Origin of the sequence: Kitasatospora sp. NPDC059973 (assembly GCF_042737525.1) — a bacterium.
Classification (GTDB): domain Bacteria; phylum Actinomycetota; class Actinomycetes; order Streptomycetales; family Streptomycetaceae; genus Kitasatospora.
In genome coordinates, this window is sequence record NZ_JBHWUI010000033.1 from 54,976 (window position 1) to 61,953 (window position 6,978).

At 74.9% G+C, this 6,978-nt stretch carries 4 protein-coding genes; 2 read left to right on the top strand and 2 right to left on the bottom strand.

What is annotated here, in order from left to right:
- Nucleotides 1-117 precede the first annotated feature (117 nt).
- A complete protein-coding gene (gene rpsA, locus ACFWA9_RS12280; protein ID WP_329487183.1) occupies nt 118-1,608 on the bottom strand; it encodes a 30S ribosomal protein S1 in 1,491 nt (496 codons plus the stop codon).
- A 412-nt stretch (nt 1,609-2,020) separates the two neighbouring features.
- Here rpsA and ACFWA9_RS12285 point away from each other — a divergent pair, with 412 nt between their 5' ends.
- Entirely contained in the window at nt 2,021-2,875 is an 855-nt protein-coding gene (locus ACFWA9_RS12285) for a class I SAM-dependent methyltransferase (RefSeq protein WP_380386090.1), read from the top strand.
- Between the two features lie 126 nt (nt 2,876-3,001).
- Nucleotides 3,002-5,659 carry an ATP-dependent helicase HrpB gene (gene hrpB, locus ACFWA9_RS12290; protein ID WP_380386093.1) on the top strand — a complete coding sequence of 886 codons (2,658 nt, stop codon included), beginning with the start codon at nt 3,002-3,004 and terminating at the stop codon, nt 5,657-5,659.
- Here hrpB and ACFWA9_RS12295 read toward each other — a convergent pair.
- Nucleotides 5,551-6,780: a DUF3103 family protein gene (locus tag ACFWA9_RS12295; protein ID WP_380386096.1), complete on the bottom strand. Its 1,230-nt coding sequence runs from the start codon at nt 6,778-6,780 to the stop codon at nt 5,551-5,553. The genes hrpB and ACFWA9_RS12295 overlap by 109 nt on opposite strands.
- Nucleotides 6,781-6,978 lie beyond the last annotated feature (198 nt).

A 6,978-nucleotide genomic window follows, 5' to 3' on the forward strand; every position in this document is an offset into this window, starting at 1 on the left:
ATCCAGCGGATAAGGAACAAATAAGTGAATGCCCAAAACAATGAGCCCCACCCGGAGTTCCGGGTGGGGCTCATCGATCAAGCGGCTATGCGCAGGGCACTAGCGAAGGGCGAGAGCTCAGCTCTGGCCGCCCGCCAGCTTCTCGCGCAGGGCAGCCAGGGCCTCGTCCGAAGCGAGAGCGCCGGAGCCCTCGTCGCTGCTGGAGGAGTACGAGCCACCGGCGGCGGCGGCGACAGCGTCGCCACCCTCGGCAGCGGCCTCGGCGTCGGCCTCGCGGCTCTTGATGACCTGGGCCTGGTGCTGCTCGAAGCGGGACTGCGCCTCGGCGTACTGGCGCTCCCACTCCTCACGCTGCTTCTCGAAGCCGGGCAGCCAGTCGTTCGCCTCGGGGTCGAAGCCCTCCGGGTAGATGTAGTTGCCCTGGTCGTCGTACGAAGCGGCCATGCCGTACAGGGTCGGGTCGAACTCGACCTCGGCCGGGTTGGCACCGAGGGCCTCGTTGGCCTGCTTCAGCGAGAGGCTGATGCGACGACGCTCGAGGTCGATGTCGATGACCTTGACGAAGATCTCGTCGCCGACCTGGACGACCTGCTCCGGGATCTCGACGTGGCGCTCGGCCAGCTCGGAGATGTGGACCAGACCCTCGATGCCCTCGTCCACGCGGACGAACGCACCGAACGGAACCAGCTTGGTGACCTTACCCGGAACGACCTGGCCGATCTGGTGGGTACGGGCGAACTGCTGCCACGGGTCCTCCTGGGTCGCCTTCAGCGACAGGGAGACGCGCTCGCGGTCCATGTCAACGTCGAGAACCTCGACGGTGACCTCCTGGCCGACCTCGACAACCTCGGACGGGTGGTCGATGTGCTTCCAGGACAGCTCGGAGACGTGAACCAGACCGTCGACGCCGCCGAGGTCCACGAACGCACCGAAGTTGACGATCGAGGAGACGACGCCGGAGCGCACCTGACCCTTCTGCAGGGTGGTGAGGAAGGTCTGGCGGACCTCGCTCTGGGTCTGCTCCAGCCAGGCACGGCGGGACAGGACCACGTTGTTGCGGTTCTTGTCCAGCTCGATGATCTTGGCCTCGAGCTCCTTGCCCACGTAGGGCTGGAGGTCGCGGACGCGGCGCATCTCGACGAGCGAGGCCGGCAGGAAGCCACGGAGGCCGATGTCGAGGATGAGACCACCCTTGACGACCTCGATGACGGTACCGGTGACGATGCCGTCCTCTTCCTTGATCTTCTCGATCGTGCCCCAGGCGCGCTCGTACTGAGCACGCTTCTTGGACAGGATGAGACGACCCTCCTTGTCCTCCTTCTGGAGAACCAGGGCCTCGATGTTGTCCCCGACGGAGACGACCTCGTGCGGGTCGACGTCGTGCTTGATCGAGAGCTCACGGGACGGGATGACGCCCTCGGTCTTGTAACCGATGTCGAGGAGCACCTCGTCACGGTCGACCTTCACGATGACGCCCTCGACGATGTCGCCATCGTTGAAGTACTTGATGGTCTCGTCGATCGCGGCGAGGAACGCTTCCGCGTCGCCGATGTCGTTGACCGCGACCTGCGGGGTGGTGCTGAGGGAGGAGTCGGTGGGGCTCGTCATTAGGAAAAGGGCTCCGGTACGGACATGAAGTCGTAGGTAATGCCACGCGGAGGGCCCGTATCGCTCCCACCGAAAGCCGGACAGCCAAGAACACGGCGCACCGAAACATCCCGCACAGCGAGAAATCGATGTCCGTCTTGCGACCGTGGGGTCTTCGACAGATGCGAGCGCGACCTGCTCCGTCCGAGGCGCGCAGGCCCGCAGCGCAACTTGTAGCATACGGGGACGGCCAGGCACGGTCAACGCCAAGGGCGCCAAGACGGTGGAGGCCGGTATGGATCAGGCCATATCCTCCGATTGCGCACCTATGGTGGCGGCCGCAGGAAGCCCTTCCCCGGATGCCACCGCCTGGATCCGGGCCCTGACGGGCCGGCTCGCGGCAGCGGCGCTTCCGCAGACCACACCCTACGCGATGGGCTCTATCACCGTGGCCACCACCCCCCTGTCCGACCCGCATGATCTTGACGACGACGGCGACGACGCGCTAAGGCGCGAGGCCGAGGCCGGCGAGAGCAGCCGGGCCAGCCGGCACTGGTGGGACCGCAACGCGGACGAATACCAGGACGAGCACGGCGAGTTCCTCGGCGACGACCGCTTCACCTGGTGCCCGGAGGGCCTGGACGAGGCCGACGCCCGACTGCTCGGGGAGGTCGCGGACCGCCGCGTCCTGGAGATCGGCGCCGGCGCCGCCCAGTGCTCCCGCTGGCTGGCCGCCCGGGGCGCCCGGCCGGTCGCGCTGGACATCTCGCACCGCCAGCTCCAGCACTCCCGCCGGATCGACCTCGCCCGCGGCGGCGCGCCCGTGCCGGTGGTCCAGGCCGACGCGGCGGTGCTGCCGTTCGCCGACGGCGCCTTCGACCTGGCCTGCTCGGCGTACGGGGCGGTGCCGTTCAGCGCCGACACCGGCGCGCTGATGCGCGAGGTGCGCCGGGTGCTGCGGCCCGGCGGGCGCTGGGTGTTCTCGGTGACCCACCCGATCCGCTGGGCGTTCCCGGACGAGCCCGGCGTCGAGGGGCTGACCGCCACCGCCTCGTACTTCGACCGCACCCCCTACGTCGAGCAGGACGAGCGGGGCCGGGCCACCTACGTCGAGCACCACCGCACGATCGGGGACCGGGTGCGCGAGCTGGTCGGCGCCGGGTTCCGGCTGCTGGACGTGGTGGAGCCGGAGTGGCCGGCCGGGCTCGACCAGGAGTGGGGCGGCTGGTCGCCGCTGCGCGGGCGGCTGATCCCGGGCACGGCGATCTTCGTCTCCGAACGGGACTGAGCGGACCGGCCGCGTCGGCGGACCGGCGCCCGGCGCGGCCGGGCCGGGGAGTCGGGGCCGCCGTGGCCGGGCCGGCAGCCGGGCCGGGCCAGGCCGGGGAGTCCGGGAGTCGGGGAGACTGTCCGGGTGAACCCCGCCTGGCGCGATCTGCCCGTCCGTACCGCCCTGCCGGCCCTGCACCGCGCGCTCGACCGGCGCGGAGTGGCCGCGCTGGCCGCCCCGCCCGGCACCGGCAAGACCACCCTGGTGCCGCTGGCCCTCGCCGGGCTGCTCACCGAGGAGGGCGACCGCCCGGTCCGCCGGGTGCTGGTCGCCGAGCCGCGCCGGCTCGCGGTGCGGGCGGCGGCCCGGCGGATGGCCTGGCTGCTCGGCTCGACGGTGGGGGCCGAGGTCGGCCACACCGTGCGCGGCGAGCGCCGGGTCGGGCCGGACACCGTGGTCGAGGTGGTGACCACCGGCGTCCTGCTCCAGCGCCTCCAGCGCGACCAGGAACTGCCCGGGGTGGACGTGGTGGTGCTGGACGAGTGCCACGAACGGCACCTGGACGCCGACACCGCGCTCGCCTTCCTGCTGGACGTCCGGGCGGCGCTGCGGCCGGAGCTGCGGATCGTCTGCGCCTCGGCGACCTCGGACACCGCCGCCTGGGCCGAACTGCTCGGCGGCGCCGAGGGCCCGGCGCCCGTCGTCGAGGCGCACGGCGTCTCGCACCCGGTCGACGTGGTGTGGGCGCCGCCGCCCCGGGCCGTCCGGCCCGCGCACGGCACCCGGGTCGACCCGGCGCTGCTGGAGCACGTCGCGGCCACCGTCCGGCGGGCGCTCGCCGAGTGCCGGGGCGACGTGCTCTGCTTCCTGCCCGGCGTCGGCGAGATCACCCGGGTCGCCGGGCTGCTCGCGGACGCCCCGGCGCAGGTGCTCCAGTTGCACGGCCGGGCCCCGCAGTCGGTGCAGGACGCGGCGCTCGCGGCGGGCGAGGGCCGCCGGGTGGTGCTGTCCACCGCCGTCGCCGAGTCCTCGCTGACCGTGCCGGGGGTGCGCGTCGTGGTCGACGCCGGCCTGGCGCGCGAGCCGCGCACCGACCACGCGCGCGGCCTGGCCGGCCTGGTGACCGTCCGGGCGTCGCTGGCCGCCGCCCGGCAGCGCGCCGGGCGGGCCGGGCGCGAGGCGCCGGGCACCGTCTACCGCTGCTGGGCGGAGGCCGAGGACGCCCTCGCCGCGCGCTGGCCGACGCCCGAGATCGCGCTCGCCGACCTGACGCCGTTCGCCCTCCAGGCCTCCTGCTGGGGCGACCCGGACGCGACCGGGCTCGCGCTGCCCGACCGGCCCCCGGCCGGGGCGATGGCCGCCGCCCGGCAGACCCTGCGGGCGCTCGGCGCGGTGGACGCCGACGGCCGGGCCACCGCGCGCGGCGTCCGGCTGGCCCGGACGGGGCTCCACCCCCGGCTCGCCCGCGCCCTGGTGGACGGCGCACCGGCGGTCGGCGCGCGGCGCGCCGCCGAGGTGGTGGCCCTGCTGTCGGAGGAGCCGCCGCGCGCCCTCGGGGACGACCTGGGCGCCGTGCTCCGGACCGTCCGGGACGGCCGTGACCCGTACCCGGGCCGCTGGCGCGAGGAGGTGCGGCGACTGCTGCGCGGGGTGGACGGGAGCCCGGCGACCCCGCTGCCGGACGCGACGGCGGTCGGTCTGGTGGTGGCGCTGGCCTTCCCCGAGCGGATCGCCCGGGCCCGGGTGGAGAAGCCCGAACCGGGAGCCCGCAGCCCGTACCTGATGGCCTCGGGCACCGCCGCCGAGCTGGCGCCGGGCACCGCGCTGGGCTCGGTGCCCTGGCTGGCCGTCGCGGCGGCGGACCGGCCGGCCGGCTCGCCGTCCGCGCGGGTGCTGCACGCGGCCGCACTGGACGAGGAGACGGCCCGGCTGGCGGGGGCCCCGCTGCTGACCACCCGGGAGGAGGTGCGCTGGGACGTCCGGCGTCGCGAGGTGACCGCCCGGCGGGTGGAGTCGCTGGGCGCCGTCGAGCTGGCCGCGGCGACGCTGGACCGGCCCCGGCCGGCGCTGCTGCGGGCCGCGCTGCTGGAGGGGCTGGCCCGGGAGGGCGTCGGTGAGCTGCTGAGCTGGCCGGCCGGGGCGGCCGGCCTGCGCGAGCGGCTGGCCTTCCTGCACGCGGCGCTCGGCGAGCCCTGGCCGGCGGTCTCGGACGAGGCCCTGCTGGCCCGGGCGGACGACTGGCTGGAGCCCGAACTCTCGCGCGCCCGGCGGCGCTCCGACCTCGCCCGGATCGACACCGCGGGCGCCCTGCAGCGGCTGCTGCCCTGGGCGGGCGGCGCGGCCGGGCGGCTCGACGAACTGGCGCCGGAGCGGATCACGGTGCCGTCCGGCTCCCGGATCCGGGTCGACTACAGCGGCGAACGGCCGGTGCTGGCGGTCAAGTTGCAGGAGCTGTTCGGCTGGGCCGCCGCGCCCGCGCTGGCCGGCGGGCGGGTGCCGCTCACCGTCCACCTGCTCTCCCCCGCCGGGCGCCCGGCGGCCGTGACCGGCGACCTCGCCTCGTTCTGGCGCGAGGGCTACCGGGCCGTCCGGGCCGAGCTGCGGGGGCGCTACCCGCGCCACCCGTGGCCGGAGGACCCGAGCACCGCCGAGCCGACCCGGCGCCTCAACGCCCGGCCGGAACCGTCGGAACGTCAGAACTGCTCGACGAAGTACGGCTCGACGGTCATCCAGCCGTTGCCGCGGGCCCCGTTGAGCCGGCCCGAGCTGGTCCGGGCGAGGGTGTACCAGGACTCGACGTAGTCCGGGTCGTCGACCCACCAGGAGGTCGGCAGGGCCGCCAGGACGGCGTTGACCAGCGGGATGTAGGCGCCCTGGTCGGCGATGGTGAGCAGGACGGCGGCCACCGCCTGGGCCAGCGCCAGGTAGTTGGTGTCGCCGTCGTCCTCCATCAGGACGACGTCGGCCAGGTTGTACTTGTAGTTCGACCAGTTCACCAGGATCTGGTTCGGGTGGTACACCGTGCCGTCGTACTGGAGGTACGGCATGGCGACCGAGTCGACCCTGACCTTGCCGTCCTGGCCGAAGCCGGTCACCAGGCCGAACATCTCGGCGGCGCCCTTGAACCAGGGCTCCTCGTCGTCGGCGACCTCGATGCCGCTGATCTTGGTGGCCCACCAGCCGCCGGCCGCCTGCGCCGCGCCCGGTCCCTGCGCCGTCTCCGGCCCGTTCGCCGTCTCCGGCCCGTTCGCCGCCCCCGGCCCCTTCGCCGCGGCGGCACCGCCCGCGGCGTCGAGGCCGCGTGCGCCGAACTCCCGCTGGAGGACGGCCATACCGGCGGCCAGCGTCCTGGCGGTGTCGATGTCCACCAGGTAGACCGGCTGCCCGGGCACCGCCGTGGCGTCGAGCGCGTGGGCCCGGCCAGCGGTGTCGTAGGCGCGGACGGTGCGGGCGTGGTCGTCGGCGACGGCGGTGGCCACCAGCGGCGCGGCGCCCGCGTCCAGCGCGGCCCGCATCGACGGGTCGGCCAACTGGACGCGCAGCAGCGGGCCGAGGTCGCCGAGGCCCTTGGCGGCGGCGATCCGGCGGTCCGCCTGCGCGGTGGCGGCGGCGAGCCGGCCGGCGGGGCCCTGGGCGGCCGCGGCCAGCGGGCCGAGGTCGGCGGCGCCGGAGGCCGCGTCGGCGGTCGCGGACCGCAGCCGGTCGCGCAGCGCGGCGTCGGTGAGGGCGCCGGCCAGCGCGCGGGCGACCTCGTCCTCGATCGCGGACACCTGGGTGGCGGTGGCCCGGGCGGCGGGCGCCTGGGCGGGAGCGGTGGGGTGCGGTGCCGGGGCCGGGGCGGCCAGCGCCTGGCCGGCGCCGAGCGCCAGCAGCGGCAGGGCCGCGAGCGCCACGACGGCGCGCCGCAGAGGGGGCACGGACATGAGGGGATCTCCAGACTCGTCGGGTGAGGCGTCGGAGCGGGTGGAGCGGCACGGCGCGCGGATCATGGACGTCGGTGCCATGACAAGTGAAGAGCTCTCCTGACGCCGGATCAACCCCCGGTACGAAGCAATCGGCCGCCGGGCGGCCCGGCCGGCCGCCGGACGGCGAGAAGGCGGTGGGCGCGGCCCGATCCGGAC